General features: G+C 37.4%; 19 protein-coding genes. 14 read left to right on the top strand and 5 right to left on the bottom strand.

Translation table 11 applies throughout. The features are described from left to right. The first annotated feature begins 49 nt into the window (after positions 1 to 49). The 3 genes from QFZ31_RS14455 to QFZ31_RS14445 all read left to right on the top strand — a co-directional run bounded on the left by QFZ31_RS14455 (position 50) and on the right by QFZ31_RS14445 (position 2,294). On the top strand, positions 50 to 784 hold the full coding sequence (locus QFZ31_RS14455) for an MBL fold metallo-hydrolase (protein ID WP_307303803.1): 735 nt from the start codon (positions 50 to 52) through the stop codon (positions 782 to 784). Positions 785 to 800: 16 nt separating this feature from the next. Continuing rightward, positions 801 to 1,787, top strand: coding sequence for a lipoate--protein ligase (locus QFZ31_RS14450; RefSeq protein WP_307303801.1), 987 nt, complete (start codon positions 801 to 803; stop codon positions 1,785 to 1,787). Positions 1,788 to 1,913: 126 nt separating this feature from the next. Continuing rightward, positions 1,914 to 2,294, top strand: coding sequence for a GNAT family N-acetyltransferase (locus QFZ31_RS14445; protein ID WP_307303799.1), 381 nt, complete (start codon positions 1,914 to 1,916; stop codon positions 2,292 to 2,294). Positions 2,295 to 2,330: 36 nt separating this feature from the next. On the opposite strand, the gene QFZ31_RS14440 is transcribed toward QFZ31_RS14445, so the two are convergent. Together QFZ31_RS14440 and QFZ31_RS14435 are read right to left on the bottom strand one after the other, a co-directional pair. Further along, positions 2,331 to 3,749, bottom strand: coding sequence for a C40 family peptidase (locus QFZ31_RS14440; RefSeq protein WP_307303798.1), 1,419 nt, complete (start codon positions 3,747 to 3,749; stop codon positions 2,331 to 2,333). Positions 3,750 to 3,874: 125 nt separating this feature from the next. Next, on the bottom strand, positions 3,875 to 5,260 hold the full coding sequence (locus QFZ31_RS14435; RefSeq protein ID WP_307303796.1) for a UDP-N-acetylmuramoyl-tripeptide--D-alanyl-D-alanine ligase: 1,386 nt from the start codon (positions 5,258 to 5,260) through the stop codon (positions 3,875 to 3,877). 195 nt (positions 5,261 to 5,455) lie between these two features. Here QFZ31_RS14435 and QFZ31_RS14430 point away from each other — a divergent pair, with 195 nt between their 5' ends. Next, entirely contained in the window at positions 5,456 to 6,676 is a 1,221-nt protein-coding gene (locus QFZ31_RS14430) for an ATP-grasp domain-containing protein (RefSeq protein WP_307303794.1), read from the top strand. Between the two features lie 63 nt (positions 6,677 to 6,739). Here the strand turns inward: QFZ31_RS14430 and QFZ31_RS14425 are convergent, their stop codons facing one another. Next, on the bottom strand, positions 6,740 to 8,914 hold the full coding sequence (locus QFZ31_RS14425) for a YheC/YheD family protein (RefSeq protein WP_307303792.1): 2,175 nt from the start codon (positions 8,912 to 8,914) through the stop codon (positions 6,740 to 6,742). 198 nt (positions 8,915 to 9,112) lie between these two features. On the opposite strand from QFZ31_RS14425, the gene QFZ31_RS14420 reads away from it, so the two are divergent. From QFZ31_RS14420 to QFZ31_RS14405, 4 genes are all read left to right on the top strand, one after another. Further along, complete coding sequence (locus QFZ31_RS14420) at positions 9,113 to 10,669, top strand: fatty acid--CoA ligase family protein (protein ID WP_307303791.1); 1,557 nt, start codon at positions 9,113 to 9,115, stop codon at positions 10,667 to 10,669. 108 nt (positions 10,670 to 10,777) lie between these two features. Then, positions 10,778 to 11,509 carry an AzlC family ABC transporter permease gene (locus QFZ31_RS14415; protein ID WP_179597803.1) on the top strand — a complete coding sequence of 244 codons (732 nt, stop codon included), beginning with the start codon at positions 10,778 to 10,780 and terminating at the stop codon, positions 11,507 to 11,509. Then, positions 11,499 to 11,807, top strand: coding sequence for an AzlD domain-containing protein (locus tag QFZ31_RS14410; protein ID WP_306076344.1), 309 nt, complete (start codon positions 11,499 to 11,501; stop codon positions 11,805 to 11,807). The genes QFZ31_RS14415 and QFZ31_RS14410 overlap by 11 nt, the downstream gene beginning before the upstream one ends. An 89-nt stretch (positions 11,808 to 11,896) precedes the next feature. Beyond that, the gene (locus tag QFZ31_RS14405) at positions 11,897 to 13,165 is read left to right on the top strand and encodes a M48 family metallopeptidase (RefSeq protein WP_307303786.1); all 1,269 of its coding nucleotides are present in this window, start codon (positions 11,897 to 11,899) and stop codon (positions 13,163 to 13,165) included. A gap of 52 nt (positions 13,166 to 13,217) precedes the next feature. Here QFZ31_RS14405 and QFZ31_RS14400 read toward each other — a convergent pair whose 3' ends face one another. Next, positions 13,218 to 13,451 (bottom strand): IDEAL domain-containing protein, encoded by a 234-nt coding sequence (locus QFZ31_RS14400; protein ID WP_179597797.1) that lies wholly within the window; start codon positions 13,449 to 13,451, stop codon positions 13,218 to 13,220. Between the two features lie 187 nt (positions 13,452 to 13,638). Here QFZ31_RS14400 and QFZ31_RS14395 point away from each other — a divergent pair, with 187 nt between their 5' ends. Then, the gene (locus QFZ31_RS14395; RefSeq protein WP_307303785.1) at positions 13,639 to 14,211 is read left to right on the top strand and encodes a competence protein ComK; all 573 of its coding nucleotides are present in this window, start codon (positions 13,639 to 13,641) and stop codon (positions 14,209 to 14,211) included. A 4-nt stretch (positions 14,212 to 14,215) separates the two neighbouring features. Here QFZ31_RS14395 and QFZ31_RS14390 read toward each other — a convergent pair whose 3' ends face one another. After that, on the bottom strand, positions 14,216 to 14,581 hold the full coding sequence (locus tag QFZ31_RS14390) for a hypothetical protein (RefSeq protein ID WP_307303783.1): 366 nt from the start codon (positions 14,579 to 14,581) through the stop codon (positions 14,216 to 14,218). A gap of 231 nt (positions 14,582 to 14,812) precedes the next feature. Between QFZ31_RS14390 and QFZ31_RS14385 the strand changes: the two genes are divergently transcribed. The 5 genes from QFZ31_RS14385 (at position 14,813) to addA (ending at position 24,460) form a co-directional block, all read left to right on the top strand. Continuing rightward, on the top strand, positions 14,813 to 15,760 hold the full coding sequence (locus tag QFZ31_RS14385) for an LCP family protein (protein WP_307303781.1): 948 nt from the start codon (positions 14,813 to 14,815) through the stop codon (positions 15,758 to 15,760). Positions 15,761 to 15,805: 45 nt separating this feature from the next. Continuing rightward, the gene (locus QFZ31_RS14380) at positions 15,806 to 16,459 is read left to right on the top strand and encodes a TVP38/TMEM64 family protein (RefSeq protein WP_307303780.1); all 654 of its coding nucleotides are present in this window, start codon (positions 15,806 to 15,808) and stop codon (positions 16,457 to 16,459) included. A 2-nt stretch (positions 16,460 to 16,461) separates the two neighbouring features. Next, entirely contained in the window at positions 16,462 to 17,016 is a 555-nt protein-coding gene (gene lepB / locus QFZ31_RS14375; protein WP_179597787.1) for a signal peptidase I, read from the top strand. Between the two features lie 174 nt (positions 17,017 to 17,190). Then, on the top strand, positions 17,191 to 20,676 hold the full coding sequence (gene addB / locus QFZ31_RS14370; RefSeq protein WP_307303779.1) for a helicase-exonuclease AddAB subunit AddB: 3,486 nt from the start codon (positions 17,191 to 17,193) through the stop codon (positions 20,674 to 20,676). After that, a complete protein-coding gene (addA, locus tag QFZ31_RS14365) occupies positions 20,669 to 24,460 on the top strand; it encodes a helicase-exonuclease AddAB subunit AddA (RefSeq protein ID WP_307303778.1) in 3,792 nt (1,263 codons plus the stop codon). The genes addB and addA overlap by 8 nt, the downstream gene beginning before the upstream one ends. Positions 24,461 to 24,500: the final 40 nt, after the last annotated feature.

Here is a 24,500-nt window from a genome sequence, read left to right as displayed (position 1 = left end):
AAGCTGTTTTAAAATAGCTTCTTTTTTTATAATCAAGGGGGTTATCAGATTGAAGTTGACAATTATCGGTTATTGGGGCGGTTACCCGAAGAAAAACGGTGCAAGTTCAGGGTATTTATTGGAGCATGAAGGATTTAAGATGTTAATTGATTGTGGCAGCGGTGTTCTCGCAAAAATGCAAAATATCATTGAGCCAGAAGAGCTTGACGCAGTATTAATTTCTCATTATCATCCAGACCACATTGCGGATATTGGAGTCCTGCAGCACGCACGATTGATACAAGGCTTCTTAGGAAAGAGTTTTCCGACATTACCTATCTATGGACATTCTTTAGACCATACAGAATTTGCGAAGTTAACCTACAAAGAAATTACGAAGGGAACTGCATTTTCACCTAATGATGTTTTGACAGTCGGACCCTTCCAAGTTTCCTTTTTAAAAACAGACCATCCGGTGACTTGCTATGCAATGAGAATAGAAGCAAACGGACAATCAATTGTATACACAGCAGATAGTTCCTTTAAAGAAGAATTTATAGAGTTTAGTAAAGGCGCAGATCTTTTATTATGCGAATGTAATTTTTATCAGCACCAAAACGGCAAATCAGCAGGTCATATGAATAGCATTGATGCAGGGAAATTTGCTGCAAGAGCTGAAGTTAAACAACTAATCCTTACTCATCTGCCACATTACGGAGAGGTTTCTAAGCTTATAAGTGAAGCCGGTACGGAATATACTGGTATAATAAAACTAGCTGAAGAATTTCAAACTATTTCGCTATAAGAAGGGGAAAAATCGGATGTTATTTATTGATAATAAGGGCATTACAGATCCAAGAATAAATCTTGCCATTGAAGAATATGCGTTAAAAAATCTCGATATCAATGAAACGTATTTATTATTTTACATAAATGAGCCATCGATTATCATAGGAAAAAACCAAAATTCCGTTGAAGAAATTAATACAGAGTATGTTGAGAGTAATGGAATCCGTGTCGTGCGTAGATTGTCTGGCGGGGGAGCGGTCTATCATGACCTAGGCAACCTTAACTATAGCTTCATCACAAAAGATGACGGCGATAGCTTTCATAATTTCCGCAAGTTTACAGAGCCAGTGATTGCTGCACTAAAGCAGATGGGGGTAAATGCAGAATTAAGCGGCAGAAACGATATTTTAGCTGAAGGCAGGAAAATATCCGGGAATGCCCAATTCTCGACGAGGGGACGGATGTTTACCCATGGAACACTCCTATTCAATTCTGAAATGGAGCATATCGTCTCAGCCCTGCGAGTGAAAAAGGATAAAATTGAATCTAAGGGAATCAAGTCTGTCCGCAGCAGAGTGGCGAATATTTCAGAATTTTTGTCAGAGAAAATGACCATAGAAGAGTTTCGCTCCGCTTTGCTTAAGTTTATCTTTCAAGAGAAAGAAGTTACGGAGTATGTGCTTACCAATGAAGATTGGGAGAAAATCCACCAACTCTCCCAGGAACGCTACCAAAATTGGGATTGGAACTACGGCAAATCGCCGAAATTTAATCTTCAACATTCACATCGTTTCCCAGTGGGGCAAATTGATGTCCGCTTAGATGTTGATAAGGGAGTCATTGAGAACTGTAAAATTTATGGCGACTTTTTTGGTGTGGGCGATGTAAGTGATATTGAAAATAAACTAAAGCATGTTCGCTACGATAAGAGCGAGTTAGAAGCTGCACTTAAAGATGTGGACACAACCTTTTATTTTGGTAATGTTTCAAAAGAAGAATTTATCAATCTCATATATTAGAATGGCGCACGGTGAGATATTCACCGTGTATTTTTAGGCCTTTTATCCGGTAGTTATACACAGACAAGGCATAAAACCTTTTCATATAGTATGAAAGGTACTAAATAACTGCCGGAGTTGAGGATTATGGATATTACCATTTCTCAGATGACATTTGATGAGATATCTCCAATTGTGCCTTACGTACTTAGGGGGAATATGAGGGTTAGGAATACAGAAAACACTATTTGGTTTGGCGCAAAATATGGAGAAGAAATTGTTGGTATTGTGTCATGTGTTATGAAAAAAACGTTTGTTTATTATAATACGGATTTTGTAAGGAAAGAATTTAGGGGGAAAGGTATCTACGTTCGTTTATTTGAAGAAAGGGACAAGTATGTTGCAACATTAAATACGAATCTTATTAAAGCAAAGTGTACACCCTATTCTTTGAGACAGTACTTAAAAAATGGTTTTGAAGAAACTGGAAAGCGAAAGAGTATAACATTCGTGGAAAAAAGAATATAAAATATAACAAAAGAGGAGCAAATTGCTCCTCTTTTGTTATAATACGCGGCGTGCGGTTTTATAATTTTGCGTTGCCCAATCAGAGTTTAAGTTTTCTTTTATTGTCCCTTTACCCTTAATTAGATGGATGAATTGATTATCACCCGCATAAATTCCTACGTTCGAAATCGATGTGCCGCCAAAGAAAATTAAATCACCTTTTTGAAGATTAGCCTTTTCGACAGGCAGTCCTAGTGTGGCTTGATAACCCGCAAGAGTAGACTTTAAATTAATGCCATGTAGATTATAAACATACTTTGTAAAACCACCAGGCGTAAAGGTTAGCGTACTTGCATCATAAACATAGCCAAAATTTGCTTTTCCAATAAGGTTTGTGGCAGAGCTAACAATAGAATCAGCTTTAGTTGTCACTGCCGGTGCCGGCGTTGGTGCTGTTGTTGTTGGTGCCGGCGTTGTTGTTGTTGTTGTTGCTGGTGTTGTTGTAGGTGTTGTGGTTACTGGTGTTTCCGTAATCACACGTCTAGCAGTAATATAATGCAGATCATTGTAATAAGGCAGGAAAAGAATTCTAGTAACTGTTCCATAAGCAGTAGAGGCTAATAGTAAGCGATGGTCGCCTCCGTAAATACCTACTAAAGCTGGTGTTGTAGACCCTGTAGTATTATTGAAAAATACAAGGTCACCTTTTTTTAGATTATCCTTAGAAACGGGCTGGCCCAATTTCATTTGCTCAGACATATTTGTGGTACCTAAATTGATACCTGCTTGTTTGTAAATATGATCAACTAATCCACCATTAGTAAATGTTGAAGTTGCTGCATTGTTTGTAGTTGAATTAATTTTCACCTTATCTTTTAGAGCGAAATATCCTGAAACAACTTGGTCACCTTTTGTAGCCGGGTTTGCTGATAATAGGCTAGGAAGTACCCTTTTAGCCTTTACATAGTTGTTACGGTAATAAGAAGTACTATCCAGGTCAGAAATGGTAACATCTAATTCAGGGTTGGCCATGTGAATTATCTTATTATCGCCAATATAAATTCCTACATGATCAGTTGGATCAGTGTTTGTTGGATTAGCATCAAAGAATACAAGGTCACCTTTTTGCAGCTGATCTCTTGGAACTTCGTATCCTTGTTCCATCATATATTCTTCTGTTTCAGTCGCTATATCAACACCATTTTGTCCAAACACATAATTTATAAATGTTGCACAGGCAAATGAATAAGGATATGTTGTTTTTTTAGGACCATACTCAGCTTTTCCAATTAAATACTTTGCTGTAGCGATTATTTGGTCTGCTTTTGCGTCAACTGCAGCTTGGTTGTTGTAAGGGTTTGGAATCGCTGTTGTTGCAGCAGCTGCATGATTTGTCGTTATATTCAAAGTTGGAATACTCATTCCACTAAAAGTAATCATTAGAGCTACTGAAGTTGTAATCAATTTCTTTTTCATATATGTTTCTCCTCGCTTTCAGTTATGGTTACTCCCCGAGTAGGAACAACCCCATCTTAACATAGAAATTGGAGGAGAAACCGAGGAAATTTCCACCTCAATTACCATTATTTAGGTAATAAAATTTATTTGAAAAAAGAGGCTAATTCGATCATAGAAGTGTTATTACCAAAACTTTTAATAAGTAAAGTTGAATTTTCATTTAAAATTTCCTTTAACAGTGAATACACCTGATCGTATTCAAAAAATGAATGGATGTTACATTGTAATCCTTGCTCACGTGTATAGTGAGCCATTTCTTTAGCTCGATTTCCAATCGTGATGATGGTATCCACTCCATACTTGCTGACTATTTCACCTGCTTCCCTATGCAGTTGAAGACTATATTCTCCGAGTGCTGCCATATCAGTAAATAAAGCGATTCTGTGTTTTCCTCCAGCTGCATAATTTAGAACCTGCATGGCTGCTTCTAATGAAGTAGTATTAAAATTCCAAGTGTCATCAATAATAGTAGCTCCGTTATATCCAGTGGTTAACTCCAAATGTCTCCCAAGGTTCTTGAATGATTGTAAACGTTTTGTAGCCTGTTTCAAGTCTATGCCCACTTCATTTACAGCAGCTAATGCAGCCAAGGCATTTGCCACCTGGTGTTCTCCATGCCCTGGTACAAATACGGGTAAACTTTTCTTTTTTACTTTAAGAATAAAATTCATGCCGCCTTTACCGTATTGAATGTCTGCTGCATAGAAGTCAGCATGGTTCTTGATTCCAAAGTATATTATTTTTCCTTTCACGTCAGCTAATGAGATGGTTTTAGTCTTTTCATCGTCTGCATTTAAAATTAATACACCACTATCACCTAAGCATGAAACCATTTCTCCTTTTGCTGCTATATAGGCCTCAATGGTTTTACAGGCATTTAAATGACAGGCACCAATGTTTGTAATAATGCCGATTGTGGGTTTAAAAAATTTAGAAGCATAGCGAATGTCACCTGGCTTTCCTACAGCGGTTTCGATGACTGCAGCACCAGTATGCTCATCTATCCCAAGGAGATAGTGAAGATGTGCAAGCCTGGAGTTAGCACTGCTTTTTGTAGCTTGGACATTTTTTTGCTCTCTAAGGATGTGTGCAATCATTTCCTTTGTGGTTGTCTTGCCGCATGTACCCGTTACGGCTACTACTGGAATCGTAAACAGTCCTCGATAATAATGAACAAAGTTCCAAAACGCACTCCTAACATTCTTTACCTTAACAACCGTTAATCCCTCGATTGCTTTAAGTACATCAGTATCTTGGTCTGTAACAATTGCACAAGGAAGTCTTGTTTTAATATATCTGAGGTCTAATTCAGATTTATTTCTTATGAAAATCAACACGTTTCTCTTGTTTCTTCTTATACTTTGATAGTAGGGTATATAGTCAATCACAAAATTATCAGAGCCTTGAAGTAATTCACCATTTATGATTTGGCGGATTTCGTAAATAGAAAAAGCTTTCATGAAGTTCATTCACTTCCTATCCTAAAGTACGTTACCTGTTATTTTATGAATTTCTTAACGATGAGATTGTACATTTAACTATGAATACACAGTGTTTAATCCATCTAAAATTCGCAAAATGTTGAAATCGTCCATACAAAACTCTAATTTCTTCATAACATATAGGGCGTTCATCTTTGTCAGGGGAAAATAGGAGTGAGGAGAATGAAGACGATCATTTTTATCGGTTTAAATAAATCCGGGTCCAGTAGAGATGCTGTTAAAGCGGCAAATGAATTAGGTTATTATACAGTTGTTTTTACCGATCAAGAAAAGCAAATCCAGCAAAGAGGCGAATATAAGGATGTTCATCAACTGACTTTAGTGGACCTTAGTAACATCGAGGAAATAAAACAACAAATTCATTTATTACAGCAGCGGGGAAATGAAATAATCGTTATTACTAGTTTTGTTGCAAAATATGTTCAGACAGCCTCAAAGTTGGCTGACGAATACTGCCAAAACTATTTATCAACTGAAGCTCTTACTATTATGGAAAATAAAGATAAAACCAGGACTTTTTTCGCTAATCAAGCATTTACTCCAAGATTTAAGGTAATTACAGAAGATATGAAAATGCCATTTGTACTCACTTACCAGAAATTAAAATTTCCGGTGGTAGTGAAGTGTGCTTCTTCAACTGGCTCAAAGGACGTTCTATTTGCTAAAAACATGAAGAGATTAGAAAAAAATGTGAGTAAACTGCGAACTAAAAATCCAAGTGAAACCATCATTGTTGAAGAATATGTGGACGGTGACCAATATTTAGTAGAGGTGCTTGTTTCCAACTGGAATGTTCAAATTGGTGCGGTCATCAAACAAGAAATCACCAAGGGGAAACGGTTTATTGTAACCGGATATGGAGTGTTAGCAGAAGTACCGCGAAATTTAGAAGAAAGTTTATTGAGTGTAATTGAAACAATTGTTTCCTCATTAGAGTTCCAAAATGGTGCCTTTCATTTGGAACTGAGATGGACCGACGATGGCTGGAGGCTTATTGAAATAAATCCAAGGATTTCCGGAGGGGCGATGAACAGGATGATTCAGGCCGCTTTTGGTTATAGCTTAGTTGAAGAAACACTAAAAATGTTAATTGGAGAGACTCCATCTTTAGAAAAGACCTCAAACCAATATGTCTTTACACAGTATGTTATCCTTGAAAATAAAGGTATTTTAGAAAAGGTAACAGGTAAGGGAAGGGCGATGGCCACACCTGGTGTGGTGGAGGTATACGTAAAGCCGAAAAGTGGAACGTATGTAACACCTCCGTTATCAATGGGTCAGCGTTATGCGTATGTTATTGCCAAAGGAGATACGTTTGAAGAAGCACAGAGTATTGCGAAGCAGGCGGCGAATGAGCTTACCTTTCATCTCAGAATAGATTGAAAAAAATCCCCATACTGGCTTATATGGGGATTTTTTATTGCTATTTTTCCTGAAGTACTGTGTCTATTCTTTGACACCAATAACGGAGTTAAGAAATTGAACGGTATTAAACATATTCATTATACTTGCTCCTTTTACAAGTATCGTATCATTTTCTTGCAAAATATTTAGGAGGTATTCGTGCATCGCTTCTTCGTCCATGAAGTGTTTAAAGTTTTCAGGCGGCAGCCCTGCATCAATCGCCTCATATCCAATCCCTTTTGCATATCGGCCATAGGTAATAACCATATCTATACCTTGTTTAACTAGATACCTGCCTATTTTTTGATATTGCTCAACTCTTCTGTCACCAAGACCAATCATTCGGCCTAGTACGGCTATTTTTCTATTGGGGCTGATATTTTTTAGTACATCAATGGCTGCTACAACTCCTTGCGGTGTGGAATGAACAGAGTCATCGATTAAGGTGATTGAGTGTTTTAAGTGATAAATCGTTAATCGGCGTGGAGGCTTTCTAAAAAGTAAGCCCGATTTTATTTCTGGAGGTGTAAAACCTAAATAATCTGCTACTGCTATGGCATTCAGAGCATTATAAACGTGGTGTTCACCATAAATAGGAATAAAGAAAGACCATTCTTTGTCATGTAGCCTTACTTTAAATTTCATCCCATTCTCAGCATAAGAAACATTATATGCTCGATAATCAGCAGGATTTTTAATCCCTGTTGTGATAATTTTCCCTTTAAACTGATCGATTTCCAGTAATTTTGAATTCTCGCAATCCTTGTTAATAAATAGGATACCGTTTTGCTTTGTTCCATGTATTAATTCCGATTTTGCCTTTGCAATTTTTTTTATATCGCCGTCAAAGTTACCTATATGTGCCATTCCGACATTTGTAATGACACTTATATTTGGCTGAATAATACGGCAATGTTCAGTAATAACCCCAGGGAATCCCATACCATACTCTAAAACAACTGCTTGATGATTGTTATTAATTAAATCTGCATGTATCTGTGTATGGTCTGTTCTATTCCAATAATCTTTCGATTCGAAGGTATTCCATCTTGTTTGAAGAATCGATGAAATAAACGATTTTGTTGTCGTTTTTCCAGCACTGCCCGTTACAGCAATAATGGGCACCTTTCTTTTTTCCATATCTCTCTTTTTAAATTGCCGGATATCCCGTTTAACTTTATCGTGATTATTAGCCAAATAAATCGCATATTGAATGGTATTTCGAACAACATCAAGTTCTAAATAAAATGCTGGGGGGCAGCCGGGACGCCAGTTTACTTCATAAATCCAAAGTTTTTGATTCTCATCTAGTCCAACATCAATCCCTATTTCATCGATGACCTCTGAAAATTCCAGCATTTGAAGTTCGTCAAGGTGCCTTGCCAGTGCAAGAGTAAAGTATTCTAATGTTCTCTTAATATTGAAAGCTTCTTCTTCACTGAATTCTTGGTTTAGAAACGGTAGTAAATAATTGGTGTACCCGCCATTGTTGATATTGGTTACAATCGTACAATCTGAGGCGATTCGAGGATAAATGGTGGTAATTACCCATTTTCCCTCTCCATTTTTCTGTGCATGGAGGCGAAAGTCAAAAGCAAGACCTGATTTCGTTTTGCTAATAATATAAGGCTGAACAATATAAGTGTTTTCTTCTAGTAAAGTATAGAAAAACTCTTTCAGCTCATTTTTTGTATAAGTTTTATCCTGACTATCTTTATTCACAATAAATCCTTTGTCGCATGTCTTTATAAAATAAATACCTTGTCCTTTCCTGCCATCCATGGGTTTTACGACAACGTCCGTATATAAGTTGAGAAATTTAGTTAGGTCGGTCCATTCCTTAAGGACTTTAGCCGGAATTAAGTAATTAGAAAATTCCTTTCCTTTTATTAACCGTTCATTTATTACCCATTTATTACCTAATGAAACGGTTGTAAACGGAATGGTTTCTTTTAGCTGATTAATAATATCTTTTGAGACATCGAGTTTCTCTGGGCTTCCCGTGTTATAAATAACATCTGGGAATAGAGTAATCTTTTCCTGCCAAGAGCCATTTTTATATTCATATCCCTCAATCGTTTGATTATCAAAATTTACACTCTTTGGTGTGAAATAAATGAAATCTGCACCTTCTGCCATTGCGACAACAGCATAGGCATAGGACTTAATAACAGTATTAGGATCTTTTCTATGATGCAGCATGCCTATTAAGGTCATACAAATCCCCCTTCTTATTACATACTGATAAAATATGATTAGGAAGGGAATTTTGATATGGATATCTGCGGAAGTGGAGCTTTGACAGTTTTCTTAAAAAAATTTAGCTTGAATACTTAAATTTCTTTAAATATAATATATTTAGAAAATTTTTACGATTTAGTGAATGAGTGTTCATTCACAAAAGGGAGGGAAATTATGAATTTATCATCTAGACTTCAGGAAACCGCAAAAAAATCAGCTGGCAAAACGGCCTATTATTTTATGGGACAAGGCACTACATATGCTGAACTGGATGGGGCGATTACAAAATTCGCATCTGGGCTTGAAAAATTAGGAGTTAAGCAAGGTGATCATGTTGCTTTGCTACTAGGGAACTCACCTCATTTTGTCATAGGCTTATACGGGGCATTGAGATTGGGAGCCACTGTCATTCCAGTTAATCCAATTTATACCTCAGATGAAATTGGTTACATTTTAAATAACGGTGATGTAAAACTTGTTGTTGCGCTAGATATGGCGATCCCATTAGCTGAAATGGTCCATGCCTTCTTGCCTAAGGTAGAGATATTTGTATTCTGTGAAACTAGTGTAAATGGTATCTCCCAGCATAATATTGAATCTCTTACACTTTACCCAAAAATGAAATCGTTTACAGAGGTGGTGGCGTCCGGAGACCTTACCTTTAAAGGACCAGAGCTGCAGGATGATGACACAGCGATTATTCTTTATACTTCGGGAACCACAGGGAAACCCAAAGGTGCGATGTTAACCCACAAAAATTTATATAGCAATGCAAGTGATGTTGGCGATTATTTAAGGATGAATAATCAGGACCGCATCATCACCACTTTGCCAATGTTCCATGTATTCTGCTTAACGGTGGCTTTAAATGCACCATTATTAAATGGGGCTACTTTATTGATTGCAGCAAAATTTAGTCCTAAGGATATTTTTGAATTAGCAAAAGAATATGAAGCAACCGTTTTTGCGGGGGTTCCAACGATGTATAATTTCTTATTCCAATACCCCCAGGGGAATCCTGAAGATTTTAAATCGCTAAGATTATGTATTTCTGGCGGAGCTTCTTTACCAGTGGCCCTGCTTACTAATTTCGAGAAGAAATTTAATGTGCGTGTTTCTGAAGGCTACGGTTTGTCTGAAGCTTCCCCGGTTACCTGCTTCAATCCACAAGACCGTCCGCGTAAGGCTGGTTCAATCGGGACCTCTATTCTTCACGTGGAGAACAAAATAGTCAATGAACTTGGAGAGGAGCTTCCTGCTGGAGCCGTTGGAGAATTAATTGTTGCTGGTCCGAATGTAATGAAAGGCTATTACAAAATGCCTGAAGAAACAGCTGCAGCGATTCGTGATGGCTGGCTATATACTGGTGATTTAGCAAGGATGGATGAAGATGGATACTTTTACATTGTCGATAGGAAGAAAGATTTGATTATTGTCGGCGGTTTTAATGTCTATCCTCGTGAGGTGGAAGAAGTGCTGTATAATCATCCTGATGTGGTAGAAGTAGCGGTACTTGGTGTGCCAGATTCCAATCTTGGAGAAGCAGTTAAATGCTATGTTGTGAGCAAAAATCCAAATACGACTGAAGAGCAATTACTTGCTTATTGCAGAGAACATCTAGCCAAGTATAAAGTTCCTTCTTCCATTGATTTCTTGGAAGAACTCCCAAAGAATACAACAGGAAAAATACTAAGAAGAGCACTAAAAACTCAAATTTCTCAGACGGTTTAAAATCAATTGGCTAAAAGGGAAAACATGGCTGAATTCTCGCCATGTTTTTTTATTTCATTATTTTTAAAAATTTGATAAAATTTACTTTTGATTCAAGGGGGGATAAAGTTGTCTGATTTTGCAATAGGAAAAGAATCTACGGAGTTTAAAAAAGGATTACAAGCGGGGATCAGCATTGGTATTGGTTATTTTCCGATTGCTTTGACTTTTGGTCTTCTTGCCAAAACATCAGGACTATCTATTTATGAATCCGTATTAATGAGCATGATAGTATTTGCAGGGGCGTCACAATATATCTCGTTAAGCCTATTGGCATATGGGACAGGGATAGTTGAAATTGTATTAACTACTTTCATTGTGAACATCCGTCATTTTTTAATGTCCACTTCTTTGAATGAAAAGTGTGAGGATGACCACCTTGGCAATAAAATGCTTTATTCATTTGGGATTACCGATGAGACCTTTTCTGTTGTGGCGACGAGAGAAGGGACAGCGACTACTGGTTTTATGTTCGGAGTCAATTTATTGGCCTATTCTAGCTGGGTTATTTTTACTGGGATTGGTCATTTGATAGGTGCCAGTCTTCCTCAAACATTACAAGAAAGTATGGGTGTAGCACTTTATGCCATGTTTATTGGACTCTTAGTTCCATCCTTGAAAAAAAGTGTGAAGGTGTTATTTCTAGCCTCCTTAGCTGCAATATTTAATACGATTTTTACCATAGGCGGTATTATGGCACAAGGATGGGCGATTGTTACCTCCACTATTTTATCAGCTGTTATGATTGAGCTGATTGAAGTGATAAAAGCAAGGCATTGGGGTGTAAAGCATGAAAAGTGAAATAGTATGGATGATTATTGGAATGGGTTTAGTTACATATATACCAAGAATGCTTCCGTTTGTTTTGTTTAAAGGTATGGAGCTGCCGCCATTTATCCAAGGTGTATTGAAAAATGTTCCTTACGCAACCCTTGGGGCATTAATTTTCCCTGCAATTATCTTTCTTCAAAAAGACGATATATGGTATGGAATCGCAGGTGCTGCTGCAGCATTTGGTGCTGCTTTCTTAGGGGCAAATGTCATTGTTGTTGTTCTTGGTTCTATCACAGTCCTTGCCCTATATTCATATTTTCTCTAAGTCGGTTTAACCCGGCTTTTTTTAGTTCTAAAAATAAACTTTATATCTAAACTAAGTATAGAGAGGTTGGACAAAAAGGGGGACAAAACATGGTTAGAAAAATGGGAGTCTATGCAGTTTTGGCCTATGTAATATATGGGTTGTTTTTTTATTGGTATTTATTTCACTTTGCAGACTCGAGCCTGCCCTTTGAATATCAAGGAACGAAAGCCGATCCTGCAACTTTTTTGAATGGCAGGGAATTAATGTTAAGTGAAGAGTATTCAAAAATAAGAAACTTGTTATTTTTTCTATCCACACCGTTTGAATGGCTTTTCTATTTTCTGATTTTATTATTTGGCTTTTCGAAGGCGTTTAAATCATGGGCAGAAAGTTCATCCAAGTATAAGCTGCCGCAAACAGCTATATACCTTATTTGGCTTTCATTTTTTGCATTTTTGGCTACGTTGCCTCTAAGCTATATTAGTTACAACTTGTCAAAAACCTATAATATATCAACACAAACCTTCGCTTCCTGGATGAAGGAGGAGTTAATTGATTTTTGGATTAATTATGGGACTTTACTGATTATTGTGCCAGTCCTATATTGGCTCATGAAAAAAAGTGTTAAACGTTGGTGGCTCTATGCTTGGATATTGTCTATACCTTTTACTTTGTTTATGATGTTTTTACAGCCAGTAATCATTGACCCGCTATATAATGATTTTTATCCTTTGAAAAATAAAGAATTGGAAACGAAAATATTAACGTTAGCAGATAAGGCGCAAATCCCCGCCGAACATGTTTTTGAAGTGAATATGTCCAAGGAGACGAATTCCTTAAATGCTTATGTATCAGGGATTGGCTCTAACGCAAGGATCGTACTATGGGATACCACTCTAAATAAATTATCAGATGATCAAATATTATTTATCATGGCCCATGAAATTTGTCATTATGTTGAAAATCATATTTACATTGGAATTGCTTTGTATTTATTGTTCTCGCTTTTTGGTTTGTATTTAACCTATCGAATCATGAATTGGATGATTGCGCGTTATGGAAAAGAATTGAAAATACCAGATGTAAAAGACATTCGGTCTTTGCCGCTCTTTTTCATGATCATATCAATGCTACTGTTTGCATCCAGTCCTTTATCTAATCTAATTTCTCGATATGAGGAAACCAGGGCTGACAGGTATGCGATTAATATGACTCAGAATCCCGGAGCTGCTATAACGTCTTTCCAGGAACTAACCCGTTCGGGCTTAACCCAAGTTAACCCGCCTTTACTAGTAAAGATATTCCGTTACAGTCATCCTTCTATGATTGAGCGTATTTCAATGCTTGAAGAATTTGAAGTACAACAACGAAAATAAAAAATGGGAAAGGAGAATTTTCTCCTTTCCCATTTTTTATTTTAAATAGTGTCTACGTTCCAAATCGTTTGTTTATCTCAACTAATTGTTTTGATAAAAGATAAAAGTTTTGTTTATCGCGATGGTCAATCGCACAGTCAATTTTTTTCAGCAGTTTTTCTCTTTCGACATTTAATTGAATTTCTGATAGAAGCATATCAATGTATAAATCTTGGACAAAGTTCTCTTTCCTTTGACGTTTCATGGCACCAATTTTCATTAATTCCGTGTATGATTTCTCATTCATCAAAATCACCTCTGATGCTTTTTAATATTATATGGGTTTATTTTGATAATATCAATAAATATTTATAATTTTCAGTTTTATTTTTCTGTAATAACTTTGTGAATAAATTCGCAACAATTCAGAGAAATCAATAAACGATTCAACAAAAGTGATATGATGAATAAAATTGCTAATGGAGTTGAAAAGATTGAAGCTAAAACAAATTGAAGAATATGAGGTAAATCCATTTACGATGTTCGTCAAACCCATCGCGTATGGCAGTAAAATTTATTCGAAGATTTTCGAAGTAGAGGATGAATTTTTATCCCCCTTTAAACCACTCGATATTATAAGAAATAGTTGTGAATATTACGGGAGTGATTATGAAGGTCGTAGAAATGGTACAAAACAGTTAGTTGGTTATGCCCATAAGATTCCAATTGCAATTGATCCTACAAACCGCATTTTTTTCTTTCCTACCACTTCACCAAGCCGTCAAGAATGTATTTGGATTTCCCATGAACATGTAAAAGATTACGAACGAGTGAATCCCCAAGAAACGGTAATCCTTTTTAATAATAACCAGTCATTTAAATTCCCTGTTCCATGCAGTTCAATCATCTCTCAACTAGAACGAACAGCTTACTTAAGAACGAAATTAATGCAAAGAATTGAATACAATGAAAAAAAGTCTTTTTATTTGTTACAACGGCCAAAGGCCATGGAGGCATCAGAAGATTCTTATCACTATGGTAAAAAGAAGGTTAAGGATAAACATTAAATTCTTAATGGGACAGGTGCTGTTTTTGGAAATAAAACTCCATTAATTCTTGAACTTTGTTACGTATTCTTGGATTAAAGTAATTATGAGCTTCTTCATACCCTTTGTACAAGAACATATACATAGTAAAGGCATCGTCCCGTTTTGTTTCTACTACTTTCAGGTTATTCTTCTTCATATATCGTTTTACTTCGGCTAATTCCTTTTGAATACTTTTCATTGTTTCTTCAATTAGTTGTAAATAGGGTTTTTTTAATTTAAAAGGACTGTTTTCTACAACAGCTAAATCACGATTTAAGACAATTAATACCATGGGCAAATAGATGGCTTTCTCCATTATAGTACGATCTTCCTCTGGAATCCTGGTCATCCCATCATCCGCTCCTTTCTAAATCAACTAACAGAACATCTGTTCTTATTTTATCATACAAAAGTCTGATGGAAAACGCAATGCTTTAAAGATTGCGTTTTTTTGTTTGCAAAATTTGGTACTTGTATGAGAAAGTTTTTGATAGAAGGATATTTTCTAGGGGAAAATGAATTATATATAGACAGAATAAATTTGTCCTTAAAAATTTGATATAGATAGGTGAAGAAAGTCATGAGATACGAAAAACATAGAAAAAGGAAAAAAAGAAAATCGACCTCTATAGTACTTGTCTTGTTGGTGCTGTTTGGTGCCACTGCAGGTTACGCATATTATCAGTATAAACAAGGAGTTAATCAATCATTAGAGAAAATTAATAATGATGAAAATAATGTTAACGAAGAAGTGTACACTTTTGAAGGAAAAAAGGACCAATATGGTGCCACAAATATCCTTTTATTAGGGAGCGATGCCAGAGAGGGCGAGAAAGCTTCGAGGGCAGATACTATTATGATTGCGCATTATAATGAGGATAAAGGAACTTATAAGCTAACGTCTATTATGAGAGACATTTATGTGAATATTCCTGGATATGGAAAGCATAAAATCAATTCTGCCTTTATGCGTGGCGGGCCAGAGCTGATGAGGAAAACAATTAAAGAAAACTTTGATATTGATTTACAGTATTTTGCGATAGTTGACTTTCAAGGTTTTGTGCAGTTAATTGATGAAGCATTTCCCCAGGGCGTAGAAATAAACGTCGAGAAAAAAATGTCAGCATACATTGATGTTCCACTAGAACCGGGGCTGCAAAGATTAAACGGGGAGCAAATGCTTAGCTTTGTACGATTTCGACATGATGCTATAGGTGACTTTGGCCGAGTTCAACGTCAGCAAGAGGCACTTCAGGCTATTAGTGATCAGCTTTCAGGCATTCAAACGATCCCAAAACTCCCTAAATTAATAGGTGTGGTCACACCATATATCAACACAAACATGGATACAGGAGATATATTGTTTATGGCGAAGGACTTCTTTGCAAAAGATAGAGGAGATATTCAGACCTTTAGAATTCCTATTGAAAATGGATATAAAGATGCAAAAATAAAAGGGGAAGGTTCTGTTTTGGATTTGGATTTAGAGTTGAATATGGAAGCTTTTCACGACTTTTTAACGCAATAATCTAACGCATTCAACGCTTAATGTAATAAGGTAGGGAGCAATCATATGGACTTTGAAGCAATCAAGGCTTGGTTCACACTAGAAAATATAATGGACTTAATTCAAGAGTACCGGTCCTTTGGACCGATACCCGGTGTAGTGCTGCCCATGATTGAAGCATTTTTACCGTTTCTGCCGTTGGTTATTTTTGTAATGGCTAATGCCAGTGCTTTTGGGCTTTGGCTGGGATTTTTATATTCTTGGCTGGGTTCTTGCCTGGGAGCACTGATGCTTTTTTTGCTCATCAGGAAGTACGGGCAAAAGAGAGTTTTTTCTTTTCTATCAAAACACCCAAAGGTTCAAAAGTTAATGGACTGGGTGGATCGGCATGGTTTTGGACCGCTCTTTTTGCTCCTTTGTTTCCCATTTACTCCATCTGTTGTGGTAAATGTTGTAGCCGCTTTTTCGAAAATCAGTATTTACCAATACATGCTTGCTGTCGCAATTGGCAAAATGGTGATGATTTTTACTATCAGTTTTGTTGGATATGATCTTCAATCATTGATTACTCGGCCTTACCGTACTGGCATAGTTTTTCTAGTTATTTTTATTCTTTGGTATGTTGGAAAAAGAATTGAAGTAAGATTGAATAAGAGCATGGAAAATGACCATAATGAGGAGATAAATAGGGGTAAAGAGCTGAAGAAGAGGAGGAGTTAAAAGTGAATATTGAATGGAAAAAAGAGGGGATAGAATGGGTTAAAGCTTTTGCAATTGGAATTATTATTTTTGCTTTTATACGAACTTTTTTCTTTTCTAACTATGTTGTTGAGGGGGAGTCGATGATGCCTACTCTTCAGGATGGAAACAAATTAGTAGTTAATAAGCTGGGCTACCAAATCAGTGATTTGAGCCGTTTTGATGTCATCGTTTTCCATGCAAATGAGAAAGAGGATTTTGTCAAGCGAGTGATTGGTCTTCCAGGGGATAAAATTGAATTTAAAGATGACGAATTATTTATCAACGGACAAAAGTACAAGGAACCCTTTTTAAATGTATATAAACAAGAAATACCGGGTGTCAAACTTACAGGAGATTTTAGTTTGAAGGAAATCACAGGTGAAAATACTGTACCAGAAGGAAAGTTATTTGTACTAGGAGATAATCGCTTAGGCAGCTGGGACAGCAGGCATTTTGGATTCATTTCAGTCAGCCAAGTGGTTGGAAAAGTCGACCTTCGTTACTGGCCGCTAAACGAAATGGATGTTCAATTTTAAATTAGAATAGATTAGAAACCTGAGAGCGCGATAATCATATCGTCTCTTTTTTTGTTTTAAAAATTACCATTACTGGTTTAAATCTGTATGAATTGTTCCAAACGTTTGTGCTCCTTTTGTGATAAAATGAGAGTATTAGATTAAAGTAGGGTAATCGGAAAGCGGGGAAGAAACATGTCTTTAAGAATGGTAACCGGAAGGTCGGGAAGCGGTAAAACACAAATGTGCATGAATGAAATTGAAGACCGGCTGCTGGAAAATCCAGAGGGAGCGCCGATTATTTATATCGTTCCAGAACAGATGACCTTTTCAACAGAATATCGTTTGGCGACTAATCCAAAACTTGGCGGAATGATTCGTGCCCAAGTTTACAGTTTCTCACGGTTAGCTTGGAGGATTTTGCAGGAGACTGGCGGTATAAGCAGGTATCATCTAAGCAGTGTTGGAGTAAGCATGCTCATTCGGAAAATTATTGAAGATAAAAAAGACCAATTAAAATTGTTTCAGCGTGCTGCTGATAAAAATGGATTTGTTCAGCAAGTTGAACAGATGATTACTGAATTTAAGCGGTATTGCATTTCCCCAGATGAGCTAGTCCAAAAGACTAAGGGGAATGGTGAAACAGCCTCTATAGCCTTGCAGGATAAACTAAATGATTTAGAGATTATATATAGACAATTTGAAGATGAGGTCTTTGGGAAGTATATCGATTCCGAAGACTATTTTCGTTTGCTTTCAGAAAAGGTTTCTGCATCAATCTACTTAAAAGAGGCGGAAATTTATATAGATGGATTTTATAGCTTTACACCACAAGAATACTTGGTCATTAAAGAGTTAATGAGGCATTGTCAGCGAGTAACGATCACTATGACAACGGACAGAACTTCTTTTGAAACGCTGCCAGATGAATTGGATTTATTTCGATTGTCGAGTGATGCTTGCTGCACTTTAAGCGATATTGCTAAAGCCGAAGGAATTCAATTGGAGCCTCCTCTGTATCTGTCACATCAGCAGAAATGGAATCAGTTATCTTTACAGCATTTAGAAAAACATTTCGATACTAGGCCAGCGGTCCCTTATTATGGAGAAACAGACATCCATATTGGTCAAGCAGTGAATCGCAGAGCGGAGATAGAGGGGATAGCGCGCGAAATTCTCCAGTTGGTTCGGACAAAGAATTTTCGTTATAAAGACATCGCATTACTGATAAGAAATGGCAGTGATTATCATGAAATCGTGGAGCCTGTGTTCTCCGATTATCAAATTCCATTTTTTATTGACCAAAAGAGAACGATGCTGAATCACCCATTGATTGAATTAATTCGCTCAACATTGGAAGTAATTCAAACATTTTGGCGTTATGAGCCTGTTTTTAGAGTAATCAAAACAGAATTAATATACCCGCTTCAGGAAAGTCCAAATCGAATGCGGGAAAAAATGGATAGACTAGAAAACTATGTACTTGCTTATGGTATTAAAGGCAGTAAATGGACAAGTAAAGATCGCTGGACGTACCGTCGCTTCAAGGGTCTTGAAATGGAAGCAAATGTGCAAACCGATGCTGAAAAGGAAATAGAACAGCAATTGAATGAATTAAAGCTTATGGTATCAGCACCGATACTACGATTATCGAGAAGGATTAAAAAGGCGGACACAGGCCGAAAACTTTGTGAAGCAATCTATTTATATCTAGAAGAATTAGATATTCCTTCAAAACTAGAAAATTGGAAAGTAGAAGCGGAGCAAAAAGGTAATCTAGTAAAAATGCGTGAGCATGATCAGGTGTGGAATGCATGTATCGAACTCCTAGATCAATATGTGGAAATATTAGGGGATGAAGCTGTTCCCTTAAAGTCTTTTTCCGCTATCTTAGAAGCGGGATTTGAATCACTCTATTTTTCATTGATTCCCCCTGCTTTAGATCAGGTTATCATCGGGGATTTAGAAAAATCTCGACTGACGGACATAAAGGCAGCCTTTATTGTTGGTGTTAATGAGGGGATATTGCCAGCTAAAATTGCAGATGATGGGATATTATCTGATGACGAGCGTGAAATGTTAATAGGTGCAGATTTAATAGTGGCGCCAAGCAGCAGAACACGCCTACTGGATGAGAATTTTATAGCCTATAAAGCCCTAACTACTCCTTCAGAATCTCTTTATGTGAGTTACCCGCTCGCCAATGATGAAGGAAAGGCATTAATAGCTTCTTCGTATATTAAGAGATTGAAAGATATGTATCCAAATGCAGAAGAACATTTTTATGGTACAGATGCTGCGGAGCTAACAGAAGGAGAACAATTAAACTTTGTTACTAATTACAAAACAACTCTATCTTACTTGACCTCACAACTGCAATTGAAAAAGCGGAATTATCCTATTTCCGATTTGTGGTGGGATGTATATAACTTTTATATCAACGGAGAGTGGAAGGGACGTGCTGAGAAAGTATTTTCCAGTCTCTTCTATACCAACCAGGCGGTACAGCTTTCAAAGGAAACAGCGGACGAATTGTACGGTGATACGATACAGGCCAGTGTTTCACGAATGGAATTGTATAATGGCTGTGCGTTTTCGCATTTTGCACAGCATGGGCTAAAGCTTCGTGAACGCCAAGTTTTTCGTTTGGAGGCTCCTGACATAGGAGAATTGTTTCATGCTGCTTTAAAGCACATTTCTGACTTTGTAAATGAGCAAAGACTTAGCTGGGCATCTCTAACAAAGAAACAATGTGAAGAACTTGCCAAGGAGGCAGTGAATGCTTTAGCTCCTAAGCTGCAAAATGAAATTCTTTTAAGCTCAGAACGGCATCACTATATCAAACGGAAATTAGAACAAATAATTACCCGGGCCTCACAAGTATTAAGCGAACATGCTAAAGTAAGTGGATTCTCACCTATCGGATTAGAATTGAGCTTTGGGCGAAATGGCAAGCTCCCGCCATTAACATTTTCACTAAAAAACGGAAAACGTATGGAATTAGCCGGCCGTATCGACAGGGTCGATCAAGCAAAGGGTGAAAACAATAGTACTTACTTACGTGTGATAGATTATAAATCGAGTGAAAAGGATGTTAATCTTAACGAGGTATACTATGGACTGGCATTGCAAATGTTAACCTACCTAGATATCGTCATTACACATTCGGACGAACTGGTAGAAATGAAAGCAAGCCCTGCAGGAGTCCTTTATTTCCATGTCCATAACCCGATGATAAGTACTACTAAATTATTGACGATTGATGAAATCGAAAAGGAGATCATGAAAAAATTCAAGATGAACGGTTTAATGGTAGGTGACCAAGATGTTCTCAAGCTGATGGACCAAAGTCTTGAATCAGGTGATTCGCAGATTATTTCGGCGGGTATTAAAAAAGATGGCAATCTGACCAAGAAATCGAAAGTTGCGAGCCTAAATGAATTTGATGATTTAAGGAATCACGTTCGAAAGCTCTATCAGACTACTGGAGAGGCTATAGTGGACGGTCAAGTTGATATTGCCCCGTATAAGCTGAAAGACAAAACACCATGTACATTTTGTGCCTACAAATCTGTTTGTCAATTTGATGAGTCGATTGAAAATCATTATCGAATTCTAACACCTCAGCCCAAGGAAACAATCTTTGAGCTAATTCGAAAGGAGGTTGGGGCAAATGAATAGTTTTGTAATACCACCTAAACCTGAGGGAGCAACTTGGACAGAAGATCAATGGAAAGCGATTATGGGCAAAAATAAAGATATCCTTGTTGCTGCAGCAGCAGGCTCTGGTAAAACCGCTGTCTTGGTCGAAAGAATTATCCAAAAGATTCTTTCAGAAGAAGATCCTATTGATGTCGATGAGCTTTTAGTTGTAACATTTACGAACGCATCTGCTGCCGAAATGCGTCATCGAATCGGAGAAGCATTAGAAAAAGCCATAAATAAGGATCCAGGATCAAGGCATTTACGAAAGCAGCTAAGCTTATTAAATAAAGCTTCGATTTCGACTCTGCACTCCTTTTGTATGGAGGTTATTAGAAAATACTATTATCTCATTGATGTAGATCCTGGTTTTAGAATCGCCGACGAAACAGAGGCTCAATTAATAAGGGACGAAGTCATGGATGACTTGTTTGAAGAGGAGTATGGAAAAAAGGATAATGAGCAATTTTTTAGATTAGTAGACTCCTTTACCAGCGACCGAAGTGATAGTGCCTTAATGGATATTGTCAGGGATATTTATGATTTTGCACGGTCGAACCCTTTGCCTAGTCTTTATTTAGAGTCAATGATTGATATGTATGATGTTTCTAAGATATCAAATCTCGAAGAATTACCTTTCATTCAAGCACTTATTTTTGATATTGAACTTCAATTAGAAGGTGCGAAGGAAATGATAGAGCGAGGCTTAGAAGTGACAAAGCTTCCAGGTGGTCCGGCACCTAGGGCGGAAAATTTCCTTGATGATATAAATGTGATTAATACTCTTATCCAGGCGAACCAGGATTCATGGTCAGCCCTTTATCATGCCATGCAAACATGGACATTTACAAGAGCAAAACAAGTAAAAGGAGATCACTTCGATAAAGAGTTGACGGAAAAAGCTCAAAAGCTTCGTGATAAGGCGAAAAAGAAGATTCAGGATATTAAAGAAGAGCTTTTTCTAAGAAAGCCAGAGGGCTTCTTAAGAGATATGGAAGAAATGCGCCCTCTCATTAAAACGCTTGTCCATTTAGTCGCTGTTTTTTCTGACCGTTTTGAGAAAGCAAAACGAGAAAAAGGGCTGGTTGATTATGCGGATCTGGAACATTATTGCCTAGAAATTTTAACAGGGGAAATCAGCTCTCAGGGGAAATTTCATCCATCAGAAGCTGCACTAACTTATCGGAATCATTTTAATGAAGTATTTGTTGATGAGTATCAGGACACGAATATGGTACAGGAGACCATATTAAAGCTGGTGGCAAAAGAAGATGAGACGAATGGTAATCTGTTCATGGTCGGTGATGTTAAACAGTCGATCTATCGTTTTCGTTTAGCAGAGCCAAATTTATTCTTAGGAAAATATAATCGTTTCAGACAGGACGGTAATGGTACAGGTTTACGAATTGATCTTGCGCGTAATTTTAGAAGCAGGAAAGAAGTACTTGAAGGGACAAACTATTTATTTAAACAGATCATGGGTGTAAAGGTTGGAGAAATTGAGTATGATGAAGCTGCTGAACTCCGGCCAGGTGCACCATATCCTGAAGATGAACCTTTTCCAATCGAGCTATTACTAATTAATCAAAATAAGGATAGTAAAGAAGTATCTACAGAAGCTGCTGAATCCGAAACGGAGAATGTACCTTCTGAATTTGATGAAGTGGATTTAGAGAAATCCCAGCTTGAAGCTAGAGTGATGGCTTCTAAAATTAAACAATTAATTGCAAATGAAACCAAGGTTTATAATTCAAAAACAAATTCTTACCGTCCGATAATGTATCGAGATATGGTGATTCTGCTTCGATCCATGACCTGGGCACCGCAAATCATGGAGGAATTCAAACAACAAGGTATTCCGATTTATGCGAATCTTTCCTCAGGGTATTTTGAAGCAATGGAAGTAGCCATCATGATGTCGTTACTCAGAGTGATTGATAATCCATTTCAAGATATTCCATTGGCTTCTGTATTACGGTCGCCCATTGTTGGTCTGAACGAAGAGGAACTGGCACAAATACGTCTGCACAACAAGGGTACTTTCTGGGAGTCCGTGAAAAAGTTTTGTAAAAGCAGCCCGTCAGAAAAAACGGAACTTTTATACGAAAAAGTCCGCCGTTTTTATGACAATTTGGAACAATGGCGTTCCATGGCGCGCCAGGGTTCACTCTCCGAATTGATCTGGCAGCTTTACCGGGATACACAATTTTATGACTTTGTAGGTGGTTTGCCTGGTGGTAAGCAGAGACAGGCGAATTTGCGTGCTTTGTATGACCGGGCAAGGCAATATGAGCAAACCTCGTTCCGAGGGTTATTCCGCTTTCTACGTTTTGTAGAAAGAATGATTGAAAGAGGAGATGACCTAGGAGCAGCTCGAGCGCTTGGAGAGCAGGAAGATGTCGTACGAATTATGACCATCCATAGTAGTAAAGGACTTGAATTTCCAGTTGTTTTTATTGGAGGATTGTCGCGAAACTTTAATATGTCTGATATCCGTAAACCGTATATGCTTGATAAAGAGTACGGCTTTGCGGCAAAGTATGTAAATGTGGAAAAACGAATTTCCTACCCATCTTTACCACAAATTGCTTTTAAGCGCAGAAAGAAGATGGAAATGCTCGCAGAAGAAATGCGAGTCCTTTATGTGGCGCTGACACGGGCCAAGGAAAAGCTATATTTAACAGGAACGTTGAAGGATGCAGATAAACAAATTGAACAGTGGACAGATGTTTCTACTAATACAAACTGGCTGCTTAAGGATTATGAACGGGCAGGTGCAGGCTGTTATATGGATTGGGTTGGACCAGCGCTGATTCGACACCAGGACAATATAGAGTTAAGGAAGATGGAGATTCAAAATTTGCTTATGCCTGAAGAGATTTCATGTCATCCTTCTGCGTGGAAAATTTCAATAATGAATGCTGAAGAAATTAAAAATCAGGAAGTAACGAAGAGCTTGGAAGAGGACACCTTTTTAGAAAAGGTAGAGAACAAGGAAATCATCCCGGTATCATCTCCTTATAAAGAGGAAATTGAGTCTCGCTTAACATGGGAGTATTCCTTTACGAATGCCTCAACCCATCGCTCCAAGCAATCGGTATCTGAAATGAAGCGTCAGCGTGAAATGTCAGATGAACATAGTGGTACCGAGTTGTTAAGCAGATTCAAAAAATCCATTACAAAACGACCTAAGTTTATGCAGGAAAAGGCGCTTAGCCCTGCTGAAAGAGGGACTGCTCTGCATATGGTCATGCAGCATGTGGATTTGACAAGACCTGTTACAATAGAATCTGTTAAAACACAAATCGAGTCGATGGTTCATAATGAACTATTAACCGTCGAGCAGGCTGAAGTTGTTGATACACACCTAATTGGGAAATTTTTCGAGTCAGATTTAGGTAAGCGGATCTTAAAAGCAAATGCTGTGAACCGTGAAATTCCATTTACGTTATCCCTGCCTGCATCTGAGGTTTATCCAACATGGAAGGACCAAGATGAATCTGTTTTTGTCCAGGGGATTATTGATTGTGTGTTTGAGGATGAAAAAGGACTCGTCCTTATTGATTTCAAATCTGACGGGATAAATGATCGATACAAAGGTGGTTTTGAGCAGGCTAAACCAATACTTGAACAACGATACCGTCTGCAAATCAATCTTTACACGAAAGCTTTGGAGAAAATTTGGAAGAGAAAAGTAAATGAAAGATATTTATTCTTCTTTGACGGTGCTCATATACTAAACCTAGACGCTGAAAATGAATAACAAATTAAAAGACATAAACCTGCATTGGTTTATGTCTTTT

This window comes from Neobacillus niacini (assembly GCF_030817595.1).
Classification (GTDB): Bacteria; Bacillota; Bacilli; order Bacillales; family Cytobacillaceae; genus Neobacillus; species Neobacillus niacini_G.
The sequence above is the reverse complement of the archived record's forward strand: the minus strand, read 5'-3'. Positions and strand labels throughout refer to the sequence as shown.